The following is a 22,036-nucleotide window of genomic DNA, read 5'->3' as shown; positions in this document are numbered from 1 at the left end:
AGACTGTAGACAAAGCCCTGCTTTTGCAGGGTTTTGCTATTGTTGGAACCGCTTTTCTGATATAATAAATATCAGAAGGGCGGTGTTTTTTATGATGACGAAAAATGCAGATAAAAAAAGAGAACAAATGATGATGTTTTCCATGGATGACATGGTACCTCAAAACCATATGCTGCGATTGATTGATAGGGCAATCAATTGGAATTTTATTTATGATCTGGTTGAAGAAAAATACTGTCCGGATAACGGCCGTCCCAGTATGGATCCCGTCATGCTGATAAAGATACCATTCATTCAGTATCTCTATGGGATAAAAAGCATGCGTCAGACCATGAAAGAGATTGAGGTAAATGTTGCATACCGCTGGTTTCTCGGACTAGACATGTTAGATCCAGTACCTCATTTTTCTACATTTGGAAAGAATTATACCCGCCGTTTCAAAGATACAGACCTTTTTGAGCAGATCTTTTCAAAGATTTTGGAAGATTGTATGAAATATAAGCTTGTAAATACAGAACAGATCTTCGTGGATGCAACACATGTAAAAGCCTGTGCAAACAGTAAAAAAATGCGTAAGCGGGTTGCACACGAACAGGCTCTCTGGTATGAAGAGGAATTAAATAAAGAGATTGAAAAAGATCGTCTGGCACATGGAAAAAAGCCATTGAAGAAAAAAGATGATAACCAGCCACCTGCATCCGGTGGAACCGGAAATGATAAGGATTCTATATCTGAAGAACTTCCTGAAGATGTGAAAACACAAAAATGCAGCATCAGCGATCCGGAAAGTGGATGGTTTCGAAAGGGTGAACATAAACACGTTTTTGCATATGCTGTAGAAACTGCCTGTGATAAACATGGCTGGATCCTTGGATATACAGTACATCCTGGTAATGAGCATGACAGTCGTACTTTTAAGGCATTATACGATAAGATATCTAAACTGAACCCGCAGATGGTAGTTGCAGATGCAGGATATAAAACTCCGGCAATCGCCCATCAGCTGTTGGAAGATGGAATTCAACCACTTTTTCCGTATACCCGTCCCAAGACCAAAGAAGGCTTTTTCGGAAAACACGAATTCGCATATGATGAATACTATGATTGTTATATATGTCCGGGAGTACATATATTGACATACAGTACAACAAACAGAAGTGGATATAAAGAGTATAAAAGCTGCGGTGAACATTGTGCTGAATGCCAATATCTTTCAAAATGCACAGAAAGTAAGGATCATGTAAAACTGATCACACGTCATGTATGGGAAGAATATATGGAAGTGGCAGAAGACATTCGGCACACGATAGGAAACAGACAGATCTATCAGTTAAGAAAAGAAACCATAGAGAGGATCTTCGGTACAGCGAAAGAACAGCATGGATTTCGATATACGCAGTATGTAGGAAAGGCGCGGATGGAAATGAAAGCCGGGCTTACCTTCGCATGCATGAATCTGAAAAAACTGGCAAAGATTCTGGAAAAACGAGGCTGGAATACAGCCAGATTTTTGTTGATTTTGAAAAAAATAAAAAGAAAAGAAGTTTTAAAAGAAAAATGGTGCTGGGCATAACACCCAACACCAAGTTTGTCTACAGTCTGACACGGGCAGATACTGCCCGTTTCTTTTATTTGTTTTTCCATCAAAGTTGTTAGTGGAAACAATATAAAGATTCTTTTCCTTTTCTACAGATACGGACAGATCATGGTATTTAGGACTATCTGTCACAGTATTACATCCTTTGATCACATTTTCCAGAAGATTTCCCACTAAAGTACAGAGATCCACATCCCCTACAGGGATTTTGTAAGGAAGCTGGATTTTCCAGTGCGTCTTGATCTGATGATTCTGTGCTGCCTGCTGATAATAATTCAACAGGGAGTTTAAGGCATAGTTCTGACAGAAATCGCTGGTTTCCTTTACAGGCAGGGTTTTCATATATTCATCCAGATAAGAACTAAGAGAGGCGTAATCCTGTTCATTTAAAAGCCCCTGGAGTGTGACCACAGTCTGACGGAAATTATGGCGCAGCACAGCTGTCTGCTCTATGTACTGCTGCTGTCTTTGATACAGGGATTCCTGCATGCTCATAAGCCGCAGCTTCCGGGAATTCTCTGCATTTGTCAGAATTGTCTGCGCTACAAAATAGAAAACAAAATAAATGAAACAAAGCATAAAGATCATACAAACCAGTATCTGCCAGAATACAGTAAATACACGATACGAATAAAGTACCTGGTAGTTATGGGGAATGATGAAAATATTCAGAATAAAAAATGTACAGGAAACAAGGGACATGGCGTACCAGGGGGCATCTGCCTTCAGAGAATGGATCAGTCTGCTTCCGAAATGGGCCACCGGCCACCCAAGAAGCAGAACCAGAAGAATACTGCATCCGAATTGAAAAAGACATGCCTCCACACTGAAACTGTTTGCAGGTGCGTCAGGATGGAGCAGGGCGTCAAAGCCTCTTGCAAAATTACTGCAAAATGCCATCAGCGCGATGCACAGGCAGAATGTATTCAGATTCTGGCTGAAACGGGTAGTAAGAAGACGGTTATAACCGATGAAAAATATGATGATCATAATACCCACTGTGATATTGTCATCCAAATGGAAGAAAAATCCCAAACAGACTCCAACAGGTACCATCAGGATGAAAAGAAGTGAAAATGCAAGGAGCACAGACCGGGAGGACCATTTCATATATTGCCTGGTGGGAAGAAAGCAGAAAATGGCTGCAGGGATAATGGCAAGGTAGGTACAAAAGTCAGAGAAAAAATATTGCAAAGTCATGAGTGAAGTCTCCTTTCTGCCATCTTGTGCCGGATGGAGGCAAACGTATAATCCTCCCATTGCTGACGGATCCTGGAGAGTCTGCGAGTAGATACAGGAAGCTTCTGACCGTTGGAAAGGATACACAGATTGCTGTCAAAACCGGAAATGTAGTCCATATTCACAAGGATCCCCCTGTTGATCTGTCTGAAACAGCTTTCATTCTCAAGGTCAGCAGTCAGCTTTGAAAAGCTGATCAGTGGATCATAACGGCCGCCCCTATTGTCTGTAACAACGGTACGGTGGTCGTCAGAAAGGATGCTGATGATCTCACTATGGGGGATCCGGACCGTCTGACGGTTATAAGTGAATTCCAGATACCGCACATCCGTCTGCATCAGACGCAGGGCATCCTGAAGGACACGGGAAATGTCCTTCTGCGTGACAGGCTTTTGGAGATAGTCAAAAGCATGACAGCGGAAGGCCTGAGGCAGATGGTCACTACTGCTTGTCAGAAAAACGATCAGGCAGCTTTCATCCTGTCTGCGAATCTGCTGGGCAGCTTCAATGCCTGGCAGCCCGTCCATATAGATATCCATAAAAAGTATAGAGTATTTATGCGGGGTAAAATCTGCAAGCAGCTCCTCACTGCTGGAGTAGCAGGTGATGGAAAAATCTATATTGCTGGAATCGGCAAATTGCTGGATCAGCTTCCTGGTATGGGTAAGTACCTGGGGCATGTCATCGATCAATGCTATGTTCATTATCTGTCACCTCTTACGTTTATGTTAAAGTATAACATGAATCCAGGAGAATGAACAGTATTTTCACAATTTGAAAAGCTAATTAAAAGCTTATTAAAAGCTTATTAAAAGCATATCAAAGCTTGAAAAACTTATGAAAAACAGGAAAATGTGTTGTTTGTATTTATAGTGCATGCTATAATTTTTTATGAAAGAATGTACAGAAATAAAAAATGTACAGAAACGAGGGAAAGAAGATGAAGAGAAAGAGGTTGAAACAGTTTTTATGTGCATTACTGACTGTATCCATGGTTGCAGGGCAGCCGCTTTCACTGCTGGCAGCAGAAGAAGCTGTGACAGAGGTGGGAGCTGAAGGATTTTCAGATGCACAGGAAGCCGTAGAGGATGTGGACGAGGAACAGGTGCTGGACGCACAGGAGATCCCGTCACAGATATCTGATGATACAGACAGTGTTTTTTCAGATGCATCCGATACAGCACAGACAGACTCCCTGTTTGGGGATGGCAGTACAGAGGTAGAAGAGTTTTCTGATTCCGGTGAGGAAGGATCCGAAGAACCGGAAGCGCTTCTGTCTTTCAGAGAATATCTGGAAAGTCAGGGTGTGGATGTGGACAGCCTTTCAAAAGAAGAGAACATCCATCTGTATGAGGTCTACGAGGCCTATGTAAGACAGTACCTGGGTGTGGATCCGGAGACTGCGGCGGTTCATTCTTCAGGAACTGAAGGCTGGCTGAGCAATGATTATCTGGAAGCCGTAGTAAACAGCAAAGGCAAGTTTACCATGGGAACCCGTGAAGGAAATCCAAACTACGATTCTGACAATAACAGAAAGCTTCTGTATGGACATCCCAATCCAAACACATCAGAAACCTTGATCAAAGTAGGGGATCAGGAGCTTTTTTTTGAGGCAGATACAGTAAATAGTGTGGGCAATAAAGTAATTGCCAGCATGACCTACAACGGTGTACAGATCATACAGACCCTGGAATTGGTAAAAAGCGGAAATGCCAGCTATGCAGATACAGTAAGGATTTCCTACCAGGCCATCAATGTATCCGGAAGTGCAGTAGATGTAGGTATCCGTATTATGCTGGATACCATGCTTGCTAACAATGACGATGCACCTTTCAGGATCCCGGGAGTAGGGAATCAGACCACGATCCGTACTTTTACAGGGGCAGCAATCCCTCAGTCCTATCAGGTATATGACCGTCTGGATGATCCAACCACACTGGCTACCGGATATCTTTACAGAGGAAATGAGCGCAGACCGGATGTGGTATATTTTACCAACTGGGCATCCATCCGTGGAGAATACTGGGATTATGATCCAGATGAGGGAAGCAGTCTGGGAGACAGTGCAGTAGCGATCCGCTTTGATCCCAAAACACTGGCTGCCGGCAAATCCATGGAAGTTTCAACCTATTATGGAATCAGTGTAGGTAATTCCATTACAGCAGGCTCAGGTAATGAATCTGTAGGGAAAAACCAGTTCCTGATCAAGGTAAAGGATACCGGTACAGAAGAATATCTGGAAGATGTGGATGTTACTCTTACAGGACAGAATGGGCAGGCACTTCAGGGAAAAACAGATGAAAACGGCAAGGTTCTTTTTGATGACATAAAAAGCATTGCCGGAGATGTGGATATTAGCATTTCCAAAGACCAGTATCGCACCAAGGTGATCCGCAAGAACCTGAAGGGCGGAGAATCCATGGTCTTTACCCTGAAAAATCTGAATGACACCACTCCGGAGATTGAGTCCGTTACAATGGGAGACAAGAACCTTCTGATCGATACGGTTTCATTTCTGGAGGATTCAAGCGCTGAGATCGCAAAAGCCAAGAATACAAAGACCGTTAAGATCAATGTTGAGTCCGACATGGATGACTGTGTCTATTTCCTGATGCAGGACGAGTCTGTGGTAGCCAAGAATGAAACCGGTGTATTTGAATTCAAAACACTGGAAAAGAAAAGCGGCACTGTGATAGAGAAGCTTACTTCCCAGTCAAAAAGATACGTAAAATGCGTTTCCAAGGATGGTAAATCTTCCAAAGAGATCCAGTTTGGACTGAAGGTTTCCAAACCAGTAGTTTCGGCAAAGGGTATTACCAAGATGAAATTCATGACCATGGGAGAGGGAAATGTGGGAAAATCCTCCCTTGCAGCCTTGTTCATGGGAAGTACTCTGAAATTCGGTATGAATGATCTGCTGGATCTGGAAGTGAAAACCGATGACAATGGAAAGGTAAGCGTTGGTCTGAACCTGAAGGCTATGCCAAAAAACCAGAAGGAAAAGGAAAAGCTGAACAAAGAACTTCTGGAATCTAAGGCAAAGGACTTTAAGCTTGGAAAGAAGCAGCCAAAGCTTAATATAGGAAGCTTTAAGACTACATTTAATGTTGCCGGATATGGAGAAGGATATCTGGATAACGGAAAGGTAATGATCAATATAGTCGTCAGGGCATGCGGTTCTGTTTCAGGAACCCATACCACCGATTTCTTCTGGATCGTTCCTACATACATCACGGTCAGTGGAGAAGGAAAGATCGAAGCAGAGATCAGAGGAAATATTATAAACCAGAACGGATTGAACCTGAACGGATTTCTCCCGAAATGGACCAGCGGAACCATTGCACCTTCTATCTCTGTAGCAATTGAGGGCGGCGTAGGTACCAAGGGGATTGCCAATTTTGGCGCAGAGGGAAGAGGAACCGTTAAGTATACAGCAGACTTTGTAAAGGATACCCAGCTATGTGAACTGACAGCGACTGCCAGCCTGAAAGCTGCAGTGTGGAAGTTTGAGAAGAGTTTGAAGCTGGCAGAGGCTACGGTCACTGTATATGACAGCAACCGGAAGGATCGTTCTGTATATTGCCAGGATCAGAATATTTACGATGAACTGAATGCACAGCCTTTCCTTCTGGCGTCAGAGGAAGGTGTAGAGACAGACAACGGAATTACTGCAGGCTCGGATTCTAATCCTATCTTTGTAAATGCAGGCGGAACCAATTATAAATTCTGGATCCATGAGGATCCCTCAAAGCAGATCTGCAACAGCAGCCAGCTGGTATATCAGAAAGCAGGAGAAACAGGATATACCATTATTGACGATGACGGAACTTCTGACTTTGCACCTGCAGTTGCAGTAGACGAAGCAAATAAAGTGATCTATGTGGCATGGCAGGATACAAAGAAGGCATTTGAGGATTCTTCCGTTACGGTAGATGATATGGCAAATGCATCTGAGATCTGTGTAGCTGTGATCCACTATGGCAGCGGTTCTGATGAGATCCGTACATATACTCTTACAGATAATAATGTGACAGATACCATTCCTGGAATCGCAGTGAAAGACGGTGTTGCATATGTGGCATGGTATCATACTGAAAACAAGGCGCTTAAGACTGAACTGCCAGGTTATGTATACTATACTTCTATCGGGGCTGATGGTACTACAGGAGCCCTGAAGTGGGTAGATATTGGATCAAACCGTTATATTTCCCAGATCTCTGTAGCTGCATCAGGCTCAGGCCCGGTTGTTACCTATACCTTTACCTCTGGTGAAGGCGTACAGGCCCTTGCAGATGTAGATGAAACAAGACAGAGTGGATATATTCAGATCAATACTGGTGAAACAGGAAATCTTGGTACAGAGGAAGGAAGTGCAGCCTCCGGCATCATTACCGGAAGCCTTGATGGAACAGAGTATATGTTCTGGTATCAGGATGGGAATATTGCTTATAAAGCAAATGTAAATGACAAAGCTTCTTATGTGTTTGATCCGGCACAGCTTCCGGAAAATCTTACAAAGAATTTCCAGGTGATCAGTTCCCAGACAAAAACCTATATCCTGTGGACTGCCACTGCTTCATCTGATCAGGATCAGAAAGCTGCCTATGGATGTATCTGGGAGAATGGTGCTTTTGGAAAGGTACATTGTCTTGGAAACCTTGGAGCAGAGAATTGTTTCCGGTCTTTCAGGAATCTTTAATGAGGATGGCCAGCTGGTTCTTTCCTACAATAGAGCGGAATATGACGAAAATGGCACCACAAAATATTCTAATCTGGAAGAAAAGACAGTAGAAGAAACTGTGGATCTGAAGATCCAGTCAGTAGATTTTGAGGACAGCGATGTTGCTTCTGACCAGGCTCTGCCGATGACGGTCACTGTAAAGAACAATGGAAATCTTGCAGCAGAGGGAATTGATCTTTCCTACATTTGTGCAGAGAAAGAATATGAAGTTGGTCAGGGTCATAAAGACGTAGTGATCCAGCCTGGTGAAGAAAAACAGATCCAGATCGATTATCCTGTTCCGGAACTGGATGTGGATGATGAGCCGGAAACTTACAGGATTGAGGTGTCTGCTGTTGGCAGTGGAGTACGCCAGGATGCAGCAGAATTTGAACTTGGCTATCGTGCGCTGTATGTAGAGCAGCTGGATGATGTGATGATGGACAATCAGGAATGTATCGTCCTGCAGATCGTAAACGACAGCAGTCTGGAAAGTAAAAACGTAGGTTTCCGTATCCTGGCAGATGCTAAGGACGGCGCTGTGCTTTACACGGAAAATATGGGAACCCTGGAGCCGGGAGAAGTGCGGACTGTTTATTTCCCAAGATCCACAATGGATGGTTCCAAGGCAGCATACCTGTATCTGGCTACGGATTCTCCAAGACGTAATGAAGAGGATGCATACTCTCTTCTTAGTAATTCATCAGAAAATGTGCGCCTGCTCACAACAAGTTCCTTTAAGATCACAGCTGGTGAAGGCGGAATCATTGTAAGCGAAAATGAGAAGAACTATGATTCAGACACAGAAATCGATGTGATCGCAGCTGCACAGACTGGTTATGTGTTTGACCACTGGACTGCAAATGATGGTATTTTTGAAGATGAGGACAGCCCAAGCACTACCTTTATCATGCCTGAGAAGGATGCAGAGGTTACAGCACTCTTTAAGAAAGAGAAAAAGGCAACTGGTGTATCCTTACCGGAAACACTGGAACTTTCTGTTGGAGATGTGGAGCAGTTAAATGCAGCAGTTACTCCGGCAGATACAAGTGACAAATGTACATATACAACAGAGCAGACAGATATCATCAGTGTAAGTAAAAAAGGCGAAGTAGAGGCTCTGAAAGCAGGAACAGCACAGATCAAAGTGACCTGCGGAGCTTACTCTGATACCTGTAGTGTAACTGTAAAGGATGTTCCTGTAACGGATATCCGCATGATCTATCCAACACTGGAACTGGATGGTGTGGGAGCGCAGGATACGGTAGAAGTACTGCTTACTCCTTCCAATGCAACAGAAGCCCTTACTTATACTTCTGATCATCCGGAGATCGTATCTGTAGATGAAAATGGAAAAGTAACCGCTAATGCAGTGGGAGACGCAGAGATCACAGTCAGCACAAAGAGCGATGTGAAAGGAACCTGCAAGGTAAGAGTGACAAATCCGCTTACCGGTATCCAGATCAGTGAAAGTGCATTAAAACTTAAGAAAAATGATTCAGCTGTTTTAAGTGTGAATTTCCTGCCCTTTGATACAACAGAAAAGCAGGGAGTTGACTGGACCATTTATGATACAGATGTGGCAGAGCTGGTTACATCAGGAGAAAACAACAGCGTTGCTTCTGTTAAAGCAATATCTTCAGGAACAACACTGATCGAGGCAAGTATAGGAGATACCTTCCATGCATATTGTAATGTAACGGTCTACGTACCTGCTGAAAGGATTACCCTGAATACGCAGAATATTACCATAAGAGAAGGACAAAACTATTATCTGAGTTATGATATTTATCCGTCTGACGCATCGGATCGTGTTACTTTCACATCCAGTGATTATAGTGTGGCTGACGTATATAGTGATGGTGAGATCTATGGAAGAAATTCAGGAACTGCAGTGATCACTGCGGCAACAGAAAGCGGTCTTTCTGCTTCCTGCCAGGTAACCGTTGTGGCTCCGGAAGATAATGTGGTGAATGTAACAGATCTTAGCCAGTTCCAGTCAGATCATCCATATGCAAACAATGAAGACAGAACCTGGAGCTATCATATAGATGGTGCCGGTTCCGTGTCCATTACCTTCAGTTCGGATACGGAGACAGAGAATGATTTCGATTACATTTACATCATGGATGGCACTGGAAAGAAGGTTGGTACTTATACAGGTACAGAGCTTAAAAACCGAACGGTTACGGTTTCCGGCAGCACCATTAAGGTAAGGCTTACCTCTGACAGCAGTTATGCAAAATATGGCTTCCGGGTGGTAAGGGCATCAGGAACCACATCCATTGGCTATGCACAGATCGCAGCAGTTCCTAATCAGTATTACACAGGAAGTGCTGTAACACCTGCCCTTAATATTACTTACATGGGACGTACACTTACTGCAGGTGTGGATTATACAGTATCCTATTCCAGCAATATCAATGTTGGTAAGGCAACTGCAGTGATCAGTGGTTTGGGAAGCTTTGCAGGATCCGCTACAGTGGAATTCTACATTGTGAAGCCTAACCTTAAGAAAGTAACCGGAGGCAAAACGGTTAGCGCTACCCAGAAGAGACTGACCATTGGCTGGAATCAGCAGCCTGGTGCAACCGGATACTATGTATATCGCTATGAAAAAGCGAAAAAGAAATATGTGCTGCGTGCAACCTTAAACGGCGGTACCAACACACGGTATACGGATAAAGACAAGAAACTGAAATATGGCACCAAGTACAGATACAAGGTGATTCCATTCTTTATCCAGGGCAGCTTAAGTGCCAAAGGCCCAGCAGCAGTGATCGAAAGTACACTGGCACCGAAGAAGGCAGCCATCTCCAGAGTAACAGGCGGCAAACGATCTCTGACTGTGAAATATGGCAGAATTTCCAGAGTCAATGGATATGAGGTTTATGTTTCAAAAAGAAAGGGAAGCGGCTATAAACTGGCTGCTACTGTAAAGAAAGGTACAGCTACAAAAGCAACTGCTAAGCGGCTTACCAGAAAGAAAACCTATTTTGTGAAAGTGCGTGCATATATCAGCACAAAGAGCGGTAAGGTATACGGTGCGTATTCCTCACCGAAAAAGGTACGTGTGAAGTAACAGAAGCGTGCCATAGATAGAGTAATCACATAAAGTAACAAAAACTTCCCATACCGATATGGTTTGGGAAGTTTTTGTTATTAAGTAAAATTGACCCGTTGAGTCAGCTTTAAGCTTTAATCAACAACATCTTAATCTTCTTCAATTACCTGGATCTCCAGGTAGTCAAAATCAATCTGTTCTATAAAATTATCCTGGTAAAAACGCGCTTTATCATGCTTCTGGAAATGGCGGACCGTAGTATCCAGCCAGATGGGATTGCCAAGATCCATATCATAACAAAGCTGTTCAAGACAGTGGAAAACCTTGTGTGTGCGGGTGTCTTCACGGTCATCACATACCACTTCGTCTTTAAGCATATGGTTGTCTTTCCAAATTTTCCCCCCATAAACGGAACATATATTTACCTCCCCTTCAGATCTGCCCCAGGGCTATACTTGCTTTTGAACTGCTGTCTTCTGGCTGCGTTTTCTATTCAGATATCGCTCAATGCGAAGGAGAGCCTCTTTCAGCTCCTCAATGGAATAAGCATAGGAAATACGGATAAAGCCTTCACCGCAATCGCCGAAAGCACTGCCTGGAACAACAGCTACCTTTTCTTCCCTCAGAAGGTCAAGGGCAAATTCTTCACTGGTCATGCCAAATTCACGGATATCCGGGAACATATAGAAAGCTCCCTCCGGAAGGAAACAGGGGAGTCCAAGACGCTGCAGCTCATGATAGAGGAAACGACGTCTCTGATTATAGGATTCCCGCATGTAAATAACATCCTGATCACCGTTATACATGGCTTCAATTGCAGCATACTGGCTCACGGTAGGAGCACACATGATGGCATACTGATGGATCTTGATCATTTGCTTCAGGATCTCCTTATTGCCCAGAGCATAGCCCAGACGCCAGCCAGTCATGGCAAAACCCTTGGAAAAGCCATTGATCACAATGGAATACTCCTTCATGCCGGGAAGGGAGGCGATGGATACATGTTCCTTTCCATAGGTAAGTTCGCTGTAGATCTCGTCTGAGATCACCAGAAGGTGATGCTCTTTGACCACATCTACAATAGCCTCCAGATCCTCTTTTTCCATAATGGCTCCTGTAGGGTTATTGGGGAAAGAAAGGATCAGTGCCTTGCTCTTGGGAGTGATGGCTGCCTCCAGTTCCTCACGGGTAAGGCGAAAACGATTTTCGGCTTTTAATTCAATTGGAACCGGAACTCCATCCGCAAGAAGGATACAGGGCAGATAAGAAACGTAGCTGGGCTGAATATAAATTACTTCATCCCCTGGATTAATAATGGTGCGGAGAGCTACGTCGATAGCTTCGCTGCCGCCTACAGTCAGCATGATCTCAGATGCAGGATCATAGGTAAGCCCTGTACGTCGTTTGGTAAAGTCAGAAACTGCTTTACGAAGCTCCATCAGGCCGCTGTTAGAAGTATAGAAGGTCTTGCCGGCCTGCAATGCCTGGATCCCGGCTTCACGGATGTGATATGGAGTTTCAAAATCCGGTTCTCCAACACCAAGGGAGATGGCTCCGGGGATCTCATTTACTATATCAAAAAATTTACGTATTCCAGATGGCTTCAAAGCCTTTACCTTTTCAGATAGAAATTCATTCATGGTGTCATTATCATTCTTTCATCAGATTTTTTACTGTTAAAGTCAACGCCCAGCTCTTTATATTTGGTAAGGGCGAAATGGGTGGCTGTGCTTTGTACCTCATCAATAGAGGCAAGCTTACCGGAAACAAACAGGGAAATCTCCTTCAGGGTTTTGCCTTTTATCATAACAAGGAAATCATAGGCTCCGGACATCAGATAAAGAGAAAGTACCTGCGGATACTGTTTGATCCGGTCTGCCAGCTGCTGATAGCCATTGCCTCCCTGCGGGGTAACATGAAGCTCTACAAGAGCTGTAACATCGTTGTCATTTACTTTATCCCAGTTGATCAGTGTATGATAACCACAGATAATATGCTCTTTTTCAAGGGCAGCGATCTCATCATGGATCTGCTCTTCTGTGACGTCAAGCATGATTGCCAGTTCTGCATTGGTCAGCCGGCTGTTATTTTCTAATAATTTAAGAAGCTGTTCTCTGGTATGGCTCTCCATTATTTTTGTTCCTCCTGCTAAAACCGCCAAATAAAGTTATCTCAGTCGAGAAGACTCCCACCTTTTTCAGGTGGTGAGTAACAGCTCGACTGGAATCTTGCGTTAATCATAAGGGTATCACTCTTTTTCAGTGGTTTCAACATAAAATTAAATGATTTTGGTGTTAAAACGCCAAAGCCATGATTGCTTTTAACATCTTACTCTGCTAACCTGAGTCTTGCAGTCAGGGAAATTTTATTTTATAATAGGCTTTAATCAGGTGAACAGCATTGACTGTTTCACTGCACTAGTACATTGAAACTTAATAATCGATATACTAGTTAAAAAACTGAAATGAGGAGAAAGGGATTATGAAATTATACGATACAGGTGTATATCTGCAGAATGGACATGACATCATTCCGGCAGGACAGGCAGATCTTCCGGTTTCCAAAGAAGAAGCTGCAAAAAATACCATTGCTTACTCAATTCTGGAAGCACACAATACCTCTGGTAATATGGAGAAGCTCCAGATCAAATTCGACAAACTTACGTCCCATGATATTACTTTTGTGGGAATCATCCAGACTGCACGTGCATCAGGACTTGAAAGATTTCCGGTTCCGTATGTGCTGACCAACTGTCATAATTCCCTTTGTGCAGTAGGAGGCACTATTAACGAAGATGACCATATGTTTGGACTTACCTGTGCCAAGAAATATGGTGGTGTATATGTACCGCCTCATCAGGCAGTTATCCATCAGTTTGCAAGAGAGATGCTTGCAGCCTGCGGCAAGATGATCCTTGGATCTGACAGTCATACCCGTTATGGAGCACTTGGAACCATGGCCATGGGAGAGGGCGGACCTGAGCTTGTAAAACAGCTGCTTTCCCAGACATATGATATCAATATGCCAGGCGTAGTTGCCATTTATCTGAAAGGAACCCCCCGTCCGGGAGTAGGCCCTCAGGATGTGGCGCTTGCTATCATTGGCAAAGTATTTGCTAATGGTTATGTTAAGAATAAGGTTATGGAGTTTGTAGGACCTGGCGTCCAGAATTTAAGTGCAGACTTCCGTATTGGCGTAGATGTTATGACTACCGAGACTACCTGTCTTTCTTCTATTTGGCAGACAGATGAGAAGATCCATGAGTTTTATGAGATCCATGGCAGAGAGTCTGATTATAAAGAACTAAGGCCTGGTGCAGTGGCATATTATGACGGATGTGTGGAGATCGATCTTTCAGAGATCAAGCCTATGATCGCTATGCCGTTCCATCCAAGCAATACATATACCATTGATGAATTGAATGCCAATCTGGATGATATTCTGGCAGATGTGGAGAAGAAAGCCCTGGTAAGCCTTGATGGTAAGGTTCCGTATACTTTAAGAGATAAAGTAAAGGATGGAAGGCTTTACGTAGATCAGGGGATCATTGCAGGGTGTGCAGGCGGCGGATTTGAGAATATCTGTGCAGCAGCAGATATCCTGAAGGGCAGCAGTATTGGTTATGATGCCTTTACTTTAAGTGTATATCCGGCAAGTACGCCAATCTATATGGAGCTTGCCAAAAATGGAGTGCTGGCAAGCCTTCTGGAAACAGGTGCTGTTGTTAAGACTGCATTCTGCGGACCTTGCTTTGGCGCTGGTGACACACCTGCAAATAATGCATTCAGTATCCGTCACACTACCAGGAATTTCCCGAACCGTGAAGGATCTAAGATCCAGAACGGCCAGATTTCTTCTGTTGCTCTTATGGATGCCAGGTCTATTGCAGCTACGGCAGCCAATAAAGGCTTCCTTACATCTGCAGAGGAATATACCGGTGGATATACAGGCCAGAAATATTTCTTTGATAAGACAATTTATGAGAACCGTGTATTCGACAGCAAGGGTATTGCGGATCCGTCTGTAGAGATCCAGTTTGGACCGAATATTAAAGACTGGCCGGAAATGGCACCTCTTGCAGAGAATCTTGTATTGAAGGTTGTTTCTGAGATCCATGATCCTGTTACGACAACGGATGAGCTGATTCCTTCCGGCGAGACATCTTCCTACAGATCCAATCCACTTGGGCTTGCTGAGTTTACTCTTTCCCGTAAGGATCCTGCATATGTAGGTCGTGCCAAAGAGGTACAGAAGGCACAGAAAGCGATCCAGGCAGGAGAATGTCCTCTCACAGCATTTCCTGAGTTAAAGCCTGTGATGGAAGCCATCCAGAAAGAATTTCCGGATGCCGGAAAGGGCAACCTGGGCGTTGGAAGCACGATCTTTGCTGTAAAGCCGGGAGATGGATCTGCCCGTGAGCAGGCTGCATCCTGTCAGAAGGTACTTGGTGGATGGGCAAACATTGCCAATGAGTATGCCACCAAGCGTTACCGCTCCAATTTGATCAACTGGGGAATGCTTCCTTTCCTGATCAAAGAAGGCGAGCTGCCATTTGCAAATGGAGATTATCTGTTCTTCCCCGGGATCCAGAAAGCAGTTGCCGAAAAGGCAGACGTGATCACAGGATATGTTGTAAAAGAGAGCGGCCTTCAGAAATTTGAAGTGACTTTAGGAGAACTGACGGATGATGAACGTGAGATCATCCTGAAGGGATGCCTGATCAATTACAATCGTAAATAAAAGGGAGTAGTCCCAAATAAGAATGGCTGCCAGGTTCTGCATCAGGAATTCTGGCAGTCTTTTTGTGTAATAGCGGTAGAAATTCAGGGAGTTTGAAGCAGACTTGTCTGCTTTGTTCCTATTAATTTAAACATGGATGACGGGGAGAATGAAATGAAATTGGGAGCATTTGAATATTATCTTATTATAATTAATGTGGTTGGTTTGGTGGTTTTTCTTATTAATAAGCTGCTTTATGACCATACTGCCACAGGCCAGATCGACGCCTTACTTACTATAGTATCGATATTAGGAGGGTCGGCAGGCATTATAGCGGCCATTCTTATTTTTGACAGAAAATCCCATAAAGAAAATATGATGTCCAGAATCTTTGTGGCATGTATATTTGTTATACAAATTATTTTGCTGCTGATCGTAAAAGGAAATCTGGCAGATCATATTACATTCTCATTTTGGGATTTCTTTAAAAAAAATAAAATACTGTCCTTTTACCTGATCGTGATAAATATTGTTACTTTTGCAGCTTTTGCCATGGATAAAATAGCGGCAATGGAACACAGATCCCGAATAAGGATCGTCACATTGCTGGCACTTTCATTTGCAGGTGGTTCAATAGGTGCTTGGATAGCAATGTATCTTTTTCGGCATAAACCCGAAAAGATTACTTTACAGTAGGGGTTCCGTTAACATTGGTGATGCATATTGTGATCATATTCTTTTTAATGAATATAAAGTAATTGTGCAAGCACAGGTGGGTGCAGACCTTTTGACACTGTAATCATAAATTGTCTGAATAATATGAAAAATATAAACAAATAAACAAAAAAGAACATTAAAACAAGAAAGAAAACGAAAAATATAAGAGAAAATGCAGAAAAGTATTGACAAATAAAAACGGTGGTGGTAATATAAACTCATCAAAAAGAAGACGAGAAAACAAAAGATAACAGAGAAGGTTATCTGAGACAAAGACATTCATTCAATTCATAGTATATAGATGTTACATGAAAAGGATGAAAAAGTAATCTTGGAAAGGCAGGGTGAGTCCAGTGGGAACGTAAGTATTCAGATCAATATAAGAGTGATGGGAATCGTATTTCCTGCAAGAAAGACCTGATACGCAATAAGTAATAAAGAGAAGCGGAGAAGAACATATCCCGAATTAATATGTATCACAGGTTATTATAGAAACGATTTCTTATATTGAATATCCATCACAGAACTGATACAAAGATCAGGGAGTTGTGTAAAGAAACAGCATCCATGAAAGTATAACCACTATCTGCAGTCCATATAAGGAGAGCACTTCATAGCATAGGAAGCTGCTGACAGATAGACAGGATATTTTGAAATCCATATTTATGATTTTAAAATATGAACAGAGTATTTTGAATTTTATATTTTATGATTTTAAGATATGAACGAGATATTTTAAGTTTTGTATTTTATGATTCTAAGGTATAAACAGAATATTTTGAAATTGGTATTTTAAATTTTAGATATGAATTGAAGCTTTGCATCAGAAGTATGATTACATACGATCAGCAGATTATAATCCGTGAAATTATAATCCCAAATCTATAAAACTTTCTAAATAAACCGAATGATAAAGATCATATCGTTTATGAGCAGGAAATCAAAGAAGAACACGTAAAGAATAAAACGTAAAGAATAAAACTGAATAGAGAACCTATCAATCCAGACAATCGTAACAGAACATATCAATAAACAATAGATATCCTAAGAGATATACCATAGAAGTTACATTGTAAATGATCTAAAGAGGAAGAAAAATTGAATAACGAAGATTTTTGAGACGGTCATCATTTTATATTATAGGAAAATGGTGACCGTCTCGTTGTGTGTTTTGGTGTTGTAAGGAAGAAGAAGTAAGGATATAATAACATCATATTTATACATATGATTTTGGTGTCAAAACACCAAAATCATGATTACACGGATTGTTCCGTGCTTTGCACTCCCACAATCCTTCCCGCTATTCGCATATCGTGGGATTAACATCCCACTTTTATGCTCATATCGGGGCGTGTCCCAAGGTCATTCTCCCACCCTTGTGCAAGCACAGGTGGGATCATGACCTTTTGACACTGTAATCATACATATGCGAAATACTTAAGGAGAACGATCATGTGGAGCGGAAAGATTGAAGACTATATTCTCTATGAAGATAAAAATATTATTGTATGCCATAAACCGGCAGGACTGGCAGTGCAGAATGCACGGATCGGATCTGCAGACATGGAAAGTGTATTGAAAAACTATCTGTATAAGAAAGAACCTGGAACAATGCCTTATCTGGGAATCGTTCACAGGCTGGATCAGCCAGTAGAAGGGATCCTTGTATTTGCACGGACACCCTTTGCTGCAAAAGAACTGAGCAGGCAGATTTCTGGCGGACAGATGGAAAAAATATATCTGGCAGTGACAAAAGAAAAGCCGGATAAAGAAGAAGGGGTTCTGGAAGATTATCTGAAAAAAGACGGACGTACCAATACGTCAGCGGTTGTAGCCGAAGGTACACCAGGAGCAAAAAAGGCCAGGCTTTTTTATCAGGTGATCCATGAAGAAACAGAACGCTTTCTCATAAAAATGAAACTTGGGACAACAGGAAGACATCATCAGATCCGGGTGCAAATGGCACATGCAGGGATGCCGCTTACAGGAGACCGGAAGTATGGTGGAGGTACAGATACAGCACTTGGGCTTTGTGCCTGCAGTCTTACTTTCTTATATCCTGGAAGCAGAAAGAAAATGCATTTTACGGTAAAACCAAAGGGAGAAGCCTTTAAGAACTTCTCCCTCTGAAAAATCATAATAACAAAGCAAAATGCTCATATGCTTTGCAGAAGCCAGCTATCCTTGGTGATCTACTCATATATGTAATCAGCGTAATAGGGATCATCCGAAGTTGGTGGGCATCAATCCAGGCTGGATCCAAAAGAGTGGTGGGCTGTTTGCTGGAAAATGGATCTTCAGTGGTAGTCTGGAGTGCTGCGAGGATGGTCTGATATCCAAGCTCATAGGGCTTCTGGGAAAGGGTGCCCACCTCAGCACCGTCACGGATAGCATCCTGCTGGGCTGATGTGGCGTCTGTGCCAATAAAAATGATGGAATCACGGCCTGCGTCCTGCACAAGAGACAGGCACAGATCAGAAATATCACCGTTCGTACAGAAAATACCGTCCAGCTTAGGATAAATCTCCAGTACGCCCTTAATGGCTGCCTCCATATCATCTACCTGGTCAGAATAGATCACCTGTACCACTTCAATACCGGGATAATCTGCAATACTCTCCTGGAAAGCTTCTACTCTGGATTTGCTGCTTAAGGTCTTCTCCTGTGGAGAAAAAACTGCTACCGTTCCATGGTTGCTCAGGTAATGGGCCATACGCTTTGCTGCAATATCCCCCAGCTTCTGATTGTCAGTGCCGCAGTAGGCAGAAACAAGATCCTCACTGGATACATCAGAGTCAAAGGTTACAACCGGAATCCCGTTCTCTCTGGCTGATTCCAGTTGGGCCTGGCAGGATTCGCTGTCCCCGGCAGATACACATACCACATCCGGATTCTCAGCAATCACAGCATCCAGGGTATTTACCTGACTCTCCACATCTGTCTCATCAGATGCCCCTTCAAAGGTCATCGTGATCTTATCGTCTTTTTCAAAATTATATGCTTCATTTACGTCAGATACAGCCTGTTCCATGCCTTTTTGTACAAGGCTCCAGAACTGGCCTTTTTTTGATTTGCTTACTATAGCAATCTTCGCACCAGGCTGAATCTTTGCAGAGGTGTCGATCTGAGAGAGTAGTGAAGCCTGTTCTTCGCTGTCCGAATCTGAGGCTGTGTCCTGGGCTTTGACCTTAATAGGATCAGCAATGGGCTGCAGGGAATGAGTACCCAATGCCAGGAACAGGGCGGAAACAGACAGGATGGCAATAGAAGCAGATGCCATTTTTTTCATTGGTTTCGTCTCCTTTTAGCGTTAAATATCATTGATGATGGACTAAAAATCCACAGTATCCGAAATTTCTTTTTTATTATACACTTTTTCTAATTTACGTCTATAGATTTCACAGTTTTTTAATTTTTAAAAACAGGTCAATCGATTGAATGAACAGCAAAATTGTGATAGAATAATAGAAAATTAGTGATTATTCACAATAAATTGGGGCTTGGGAGGTAAAAATTATATGGGAGCAAAAACGGTGATCGCTATTGACCTGGGGGCGTCAAGCGGCAGACTGATCGGGGTAACTTTACAGGATGGGAAGCTTGATATGAAGGAGATTTACAGATTCCCAAATGAGGGGATCCACGCAGGTGACAGATTTTATACAGATGTGCTGCATATTTTCCATGAGATCATTACAGGTCTTAGAAAAGCAAATCAGGAACTGGAGAGTATTGATGCCATCGGTCTGGACACCTGGGGAGTGGATTTTGCTATGCTGGATGAGGCTGACGAGATGGTAGGGAACCCATTCCATTACAGGGATGATCAGTCTTCCGGGATGATCGAGGAAGCAGAGCGCATTTTCGGGAAAGGCGTTCTGTTTGAAGAGACCGGAGTTCAGGATATGTGGTACAACACGGTTTACCAGCTGCTGGGCCTGAAGAAGCGAAATCCAAGGATCCTGAGGGATGGACGTACCTTCCTGATGATCCCGGATGTACTGGGATTTCTGCTTACAGGGCAGAAGAATATAGAATATACAAGTGCTGCTACCACGCAGATGTATGATGTGAAGAAGAAGGACTGGTCAGAGAAGATCCTGAAGGAACTGGGTATGGACAGATCCGTATTTCCTAAGGTTCTTATGACCGGTGAGGTGAAGGGGTATCTTAGCCCGGTTGTTACTCAGCTGATCGGACGGGAAGGGCAGGCGCCTGTTCCGCTGATCGCTGCTGCACAGCATGACTCTGCTTCTGCAGCACATGCTGTTCCTGCAGAAACAGAAGATTATATTTTTATTAATTCAGGTACATGGTCCATTATTGGATCCATTATAGATGAGCCTGTGATCACCAGGGAGGTTTTTGAACAGAATTATTCCAATGAAGGCGCAGCCTATGGGAAGATCAAACTGGTCAATACTATTATGGGGATGTGGCTGGTTCAGGAGCTTCGTAAAAGCTGGGAAAGAAAAGGCAAGGATACAGATTACGGATTCCTTCTGGATGCTGCTGCAAAAGCTAAGCCTTTCACTGCTTTCCTGGATGTGGACGATGAATTATTTATTGCGCCTGTGGATATGGAAGCTGCTATCCGGCAATACTGTGAGAAGACAGGACAGGAGCCGCCTAAGGGGCAGGGAGAGTTTTACAGGACAGTGATCGAGTCTCTGGCTTTCCAGTATCGTCAGGCGATCCATGATCTGGAAGCGATTACAGGTAAGAGTATGGATACAGTACATTTCCTTGGCGGTGCAGTCCGGGATCGTTTGTTCTGCCAGTTTATTGCAAATGCTACAGGTAAGAGGTGGTGGCAGGTCCTATTGAGGCCACTGCAGTTGGCAATGCCATGGAGCAGCCGAAGTCACTGGGCTGCATCTCAGATGAGAAAGAAAATGCCAGGATCCTTCGGGCCACATTCGAAATAGCAGACTATATGCCACAGGATACGAAAGTATGGGACGAAAAGTTTGAACAGTACAGAAAAATTACAAAAAAATAACCCCTAAAATATGATTATAAGGATTGTTCCGTGCTTTGCAATGTAATCATATGATGCTGTTAGACAATCCCGGACAAATGCACAAATTTGAGACAGTAAACAGAAATTGTACAAACAAAAAAGTTGTTATTTTTTAGGGATTGTGATAAGCTAAACAATATCTGAAAATGCGTAAGAAAGGGGCCTGAATATGAGAGAATTGACAAATATTTTTAAAAATATGAGTCTTGTTTCTCAGTTCGGCCTTTCTCTGATTACGCCTACCCTTCTGATGCTGGGACTTTGCTGGTGGCTTACCTCCAGTTTTGGTCTGGGCGGCTGGGTATATATTCCCGGATTCTTTTTCGGTCTGGGTGGATCCTTTACGGTAGCTTACAAGTTTTACCGGACCACCATGAAGAAGAGAAGAAGCAGGATCAGGAACAGAAGGTATCCTTTAACAAACACAGCTAATGGAAAATGAAGGATACGCAGTCAGAGGAAAGCAGCACACGGTCAAAGCAATCAGAAGATGATCAGAAAGAAGGCAGATGCAGGAAAGGTGATGGAAAGGATTTCAGGAATATGAGCAATGAAAAAGTAAAGATCCAGCCAGCAGTAAAAAAAGAAACTGAAAAAGTAGCAGCAGGTACTGCCATAGGAGTGGTCCTGATGTGGGTGGTATTCGGGATCCTTCACGTGGCGATGCCTGAGAAGGTACCCTTTGATTATACTGTGATCCTGGGTGGATTATGCGGTGGTATTGTGGCAGTACTGAACTTTTTTACCATGGGGATTACTGTTCAGAGAATCGTGTCCCTGGAGAATCAGGATGCTGCCCAGAGAGTGATGCGTTTCCAGCTACTCCGAAGAGAATGTTTTTACAGCTGGTATGGTGTATTGTGGCCATTACAACACCATATTTTCAAGTTTGCAAGCAGGACTTCTTCCCCTGCTTTTTCCAGGAGCGGCCATTAAGATCGCAGGCATTTTTGGAAA

The 22,036-nt window shown here is 43.1% G+C and carries 13 protein-coding genes and 2 pseudogenes; 9 read left to right on the top strand and 6 right to left on the bottom strand.

The genetic code is table 11. From position 1 onward, the window contains the following. Positions 1-91: 91 nt before the first annotated feature. Positions 92-1,570: pseudogene (locus R1Y93_RS12500) on the top strand (IS1182 family transposase); the annotation flags it as partial. On the opposite strand, the gene R1Y93_RS12495 reads toward R1Y93_RS12500, so the two are convergent. Beyond that, on the bottom strand, positions 1,547-1,939 hold the full coding sequence (locus R1Y93_RS12495) for a GHKL domain-containing protein (RefSeq protein ID WP_500823069.1): 393 nt from the start codon (positions 1,937-1,939) through the stop codon (positions 1,547-1,549). The pseudogene R1Y93_RS12500 and the gene R1Y93_RS12495 overlap by 24 nt on opposite strands. An 854-nt stretch (positions 1,940-2,793) precedes the next feature. After that, a complete protein-coding gene (locus R1Y93_RS12490; protein WP_500823068.1) occupies positions 2,794-3,540 on the bottom strand; it encodes a LytR/AlgR family response regulator transcription factor in 747 nt (248 codons plus the stop codon). A 236-nt stretch (positions 3,541-3,776) separates the two neighbouring features. Between R1Y93_RS12490 and R1Y93_RS12485 the strand changes: the two genes are divergently transcribed. Beyond that, positions 3,777-7,535 carry a hypothetical protein gene (locus tag R1Y93_RS12485; protein WP_500823067.1) on the top strand — a complete coding sequence of 1,253 codons (3,759 nt, stop codon included), beginning with the start codon at positions 3,777-3,779 and terminating at the stop codon, positions 7,533-7,535. Further along, positions 7,468-10,638, top strand: coding sequence for an Ig-like domain-containing protein (locus tag R1Y93_RS12480; protein ID WP_500823066.1), 3,171 nt, complete (start codon positions 7,468-7,470; stop codon positions 10,636-10,638). The genes R1Y93_RS12485 and R1Y93_RS12480 overlap by 68 nt, the downstream gene beginning before the upstream one ends. Positions 10,639-10,769: 131 nt before the next feature. Here the strand turns inward: R1Y93_RS12480 and R1Y93_RS12475 are convergent. The 3 genes and pseudogenes from R1Y93_RS12475 to R1Y93_RS12465 all read right to left on the bottom strand — a co-directional run bounded on the left by R1Y93_RS12475 (position 10,770) and on the right by R1Y93_RS12465 (position 12,751). Beyond that, a pseudogene (locus R1Y93_RS12475) lies at positions 10,770-11,037 on the bottom strand (hypothetical protein). 32 nt (positions 11,038-11,069) lie between these two features. Beyond that, positions 11,070-12,260, bottom strand: coding sequence for a pyridoxal phosphate-dependent aminotransferase (locus R1Y93_RS12470; RefSeq protein WP_500823065.1), 1,191 nt, complete (start codon positions 12,258-12,260; stop codon positions 11,070-11,072). Next, entirely contained in the window at positions 12,257-12,751 is a 495-nt protein-coding gene (locus tag R1Y93_RS12465) for an Lrp/AsnC family transcriptional regulator (protein WP_500823064.1), read from the bottom strand. The genes R1Y93_RS12470 and R1Y93_RS12465 overlap by 4 nt, the downstream gene beginning before the upstream one ends. A gap of 350 nt (positions 12,752-13,101) precedes the next feature. Between R1Y93_RS12465 and R1Y93_RS12460 the strand changes: the two genes are divergently transcribed. From R1Y93_RS12460 to R1Y93_RS12450, 3 genes are all read left to right on the top strand, one after another. Further along, positions 13,102-15,360, top strand: coding sequence for a hydratase (locus R1Y93_RS12460; RefSeq protein ID WP_500823063.1), 2,259 nt, complete (start codon positions 13,102-13,104; stop codon positions 15,358-15,360). 153 nt (positions 15,361-15,513) lie between these two features. Continuing rightward, entirely contained in the window at positions 15,514-16,035 is a 522-nt protein-coding gene (locus R1Y93_RS12455; RefSeq protein WP_500823062.1) for a DUF1294 domain-containing protein, read from the top strand. A gap of 1,473 nt (positions 16,036-17,508) precedes the next feature. Continuing rightward, positions 17,509-18,186 carry an RluA family pseudouridine synthase gene (locus tag R1Y93_RS12450; protein ID WP_500823061.1) on the top strand — a complete coding sequence of 226 codons (678 nt, stop codon included), beginning with the start codon at positions 17,509-17,511 and terminating at the stop codon, positions 18,184-18,186. A gap of 4 nt (positions 18,187-18,190) precedes the next feature. Here R1Y93_RS12450 and R1Y93_RS12445 read toward each other — a convergent pair whose 3' ends face one another. Continuing rightward, positions 18,191-19,345 carry a substrate-binding domain-containing protein gene (locus tag R1Y93_RS12445; protein WP_500823059.1) on the bottom strand — a complete coding sequence of 385 codons (1,155 nt, stop codon included), beginning with the start codon at positions 19,343-19,345 and terminating at the stop codon, positions 18,191-18,193. A 229-nt stretch (positions 19,346-19,574) separates the two neighbouring features. Between R1Y93_RS12445 and R1Y93_RS12440 the strand changes: the two genes are divergently transcribed. The 3 genes from R1Y93_RS12440 to R1Y93_RS12430 all read left to right on the top strand — a co-directional run bounded on the left by R1Y93_RS12440 (position 19,575) and on the right by R1Y93_RS12430 (position 22,015). Continuing rightward, positions 19,575-20,984, top strand: a complete 1,410-nt coding sequence (locus tag R1Y93_RS12440; RefSeq protein ID WP_500823057.1) for a rhamnulokinase — start codon at positions 19,575-19,577, stop codon at positions 20,982-20,984. A 264-nt stretch (positions 20,985-21,248) separates the two neighbouring features. Next, positions 21,249-21,521: an AtpZ/AtpI family protein gene (locus R1Y93_RS12435; RefSeq protein WP_500823056.1), complete on the top strand. Its 273-nt coding sequence runs from the start codon at positions 21,249-21,251 to the stop codon at positions 21,519-21,521. Then, on the top strand, positions 21,518-22,015 hold the full coding sequence (locus R1Y93_RS12430; protein ID WP_500823054.1) for a hypothetical protein: 498 nt from the start codon (positions 21,518-21,520) through the stop codon (positions 22,013-22,015). Before R1Y93_RS12435 ends, R1Y93_RS12430 begins: the two co-directional genes overlap by 4 nt. Positions 22,016-22,036: the final 21 nt, after the last annotated feature.

This window comes from Blautia sp. HA3515, assembly GCF_059933065.1.
This window is presented reverse-complemented; position numbering and strand designations above follow the sequence as displayed.

Bases quoted from the DNA above. Each gene is read 5' to 3' on its own strand.
- R1Y93_RS12495 (WP_500823069.1), bottom strand. From the start codon at position 1,939: ATGAAAACCCTGCCTGTAAAGGAAACCAGCGATTTCTGTCAGAACTAT.
- R1Y93_RS12490 (WP_500823068.1), bottom strand. From the start codon at position 3,540: ATGAACATAGCATTGATCGATGACATGCCCCAGGTACTTACCCATACC.
- R1Y93_RS12485 (WP_500823067.1), top strand. From the start codon at position 3,777: ATGAAGAGAAAGAGGTTGAAACAGTTTTTATGTGCATTACTGACTGTA.
- R1Y93_RS12470 (WP_500823065.1), bottom strand. From the start codon at position 12,260: ATGAATGAATTTCTATCTGAAAAGGTAAAGGCTTTGAAGCCATCTGGA.
- R1Y93_RS12465 (WP_500823064.1), bottom strand. From the start codon at position 12,751: ATGGAGAGCCATACCAGAGAACAGCTTCTTAAATTATTAGAAAATAAC.
- R1Y93_RS12460 (WP_500823063.1), top strand. From the start codon at position 13,102: ATGAAATTATACGATACAGGTGTATATCTGCAGAATGGACATGACATC.
- R1Y93_RS12455 (WP_500823062.1), top strand. From the start codon at position 15,514: ATGAAATTGGGAGCATTTGAATATTATCTTATTATAATTAATGTGGTT.
- R1Y93_RS12450 (WP_500823061.1), top strand. From the start codon at position 17,509: ATGTGGAGCGGAAAGATTGAAGACTATATTCTCTATGAAGATAAAAAT.
- R1Y93_RS12445 (WP_500823059.1), bottom strand. From the start codon at position 19,345: ATGAAAAAAATGGCATCTGCTTCTATTGCCATCCTGTCTGTTTCCGCC.
- R1Y93_RS12440 (WP_500823057.1), top strand. From the start codon at position 19,575: ATGGGAGCAAAAACGGTGATCGCTATTGACCTGGGGGCGTCAAGCGGC.
- R1Y93_RS12435 (WP_500823056.1), top strand. From the start codon at position 21,249: ATGAGAGAATTGACAAATATTTTTAAAAATATGAGTCTTGTTTCTCAG.
- R1Y93_RS12430 (WP_500823054.1), top strand. From the start codon at position 21,518: ATGAAGGATACGCAGTCAGAGGAAAGCAGCACACGGTCAAAGCAATCA.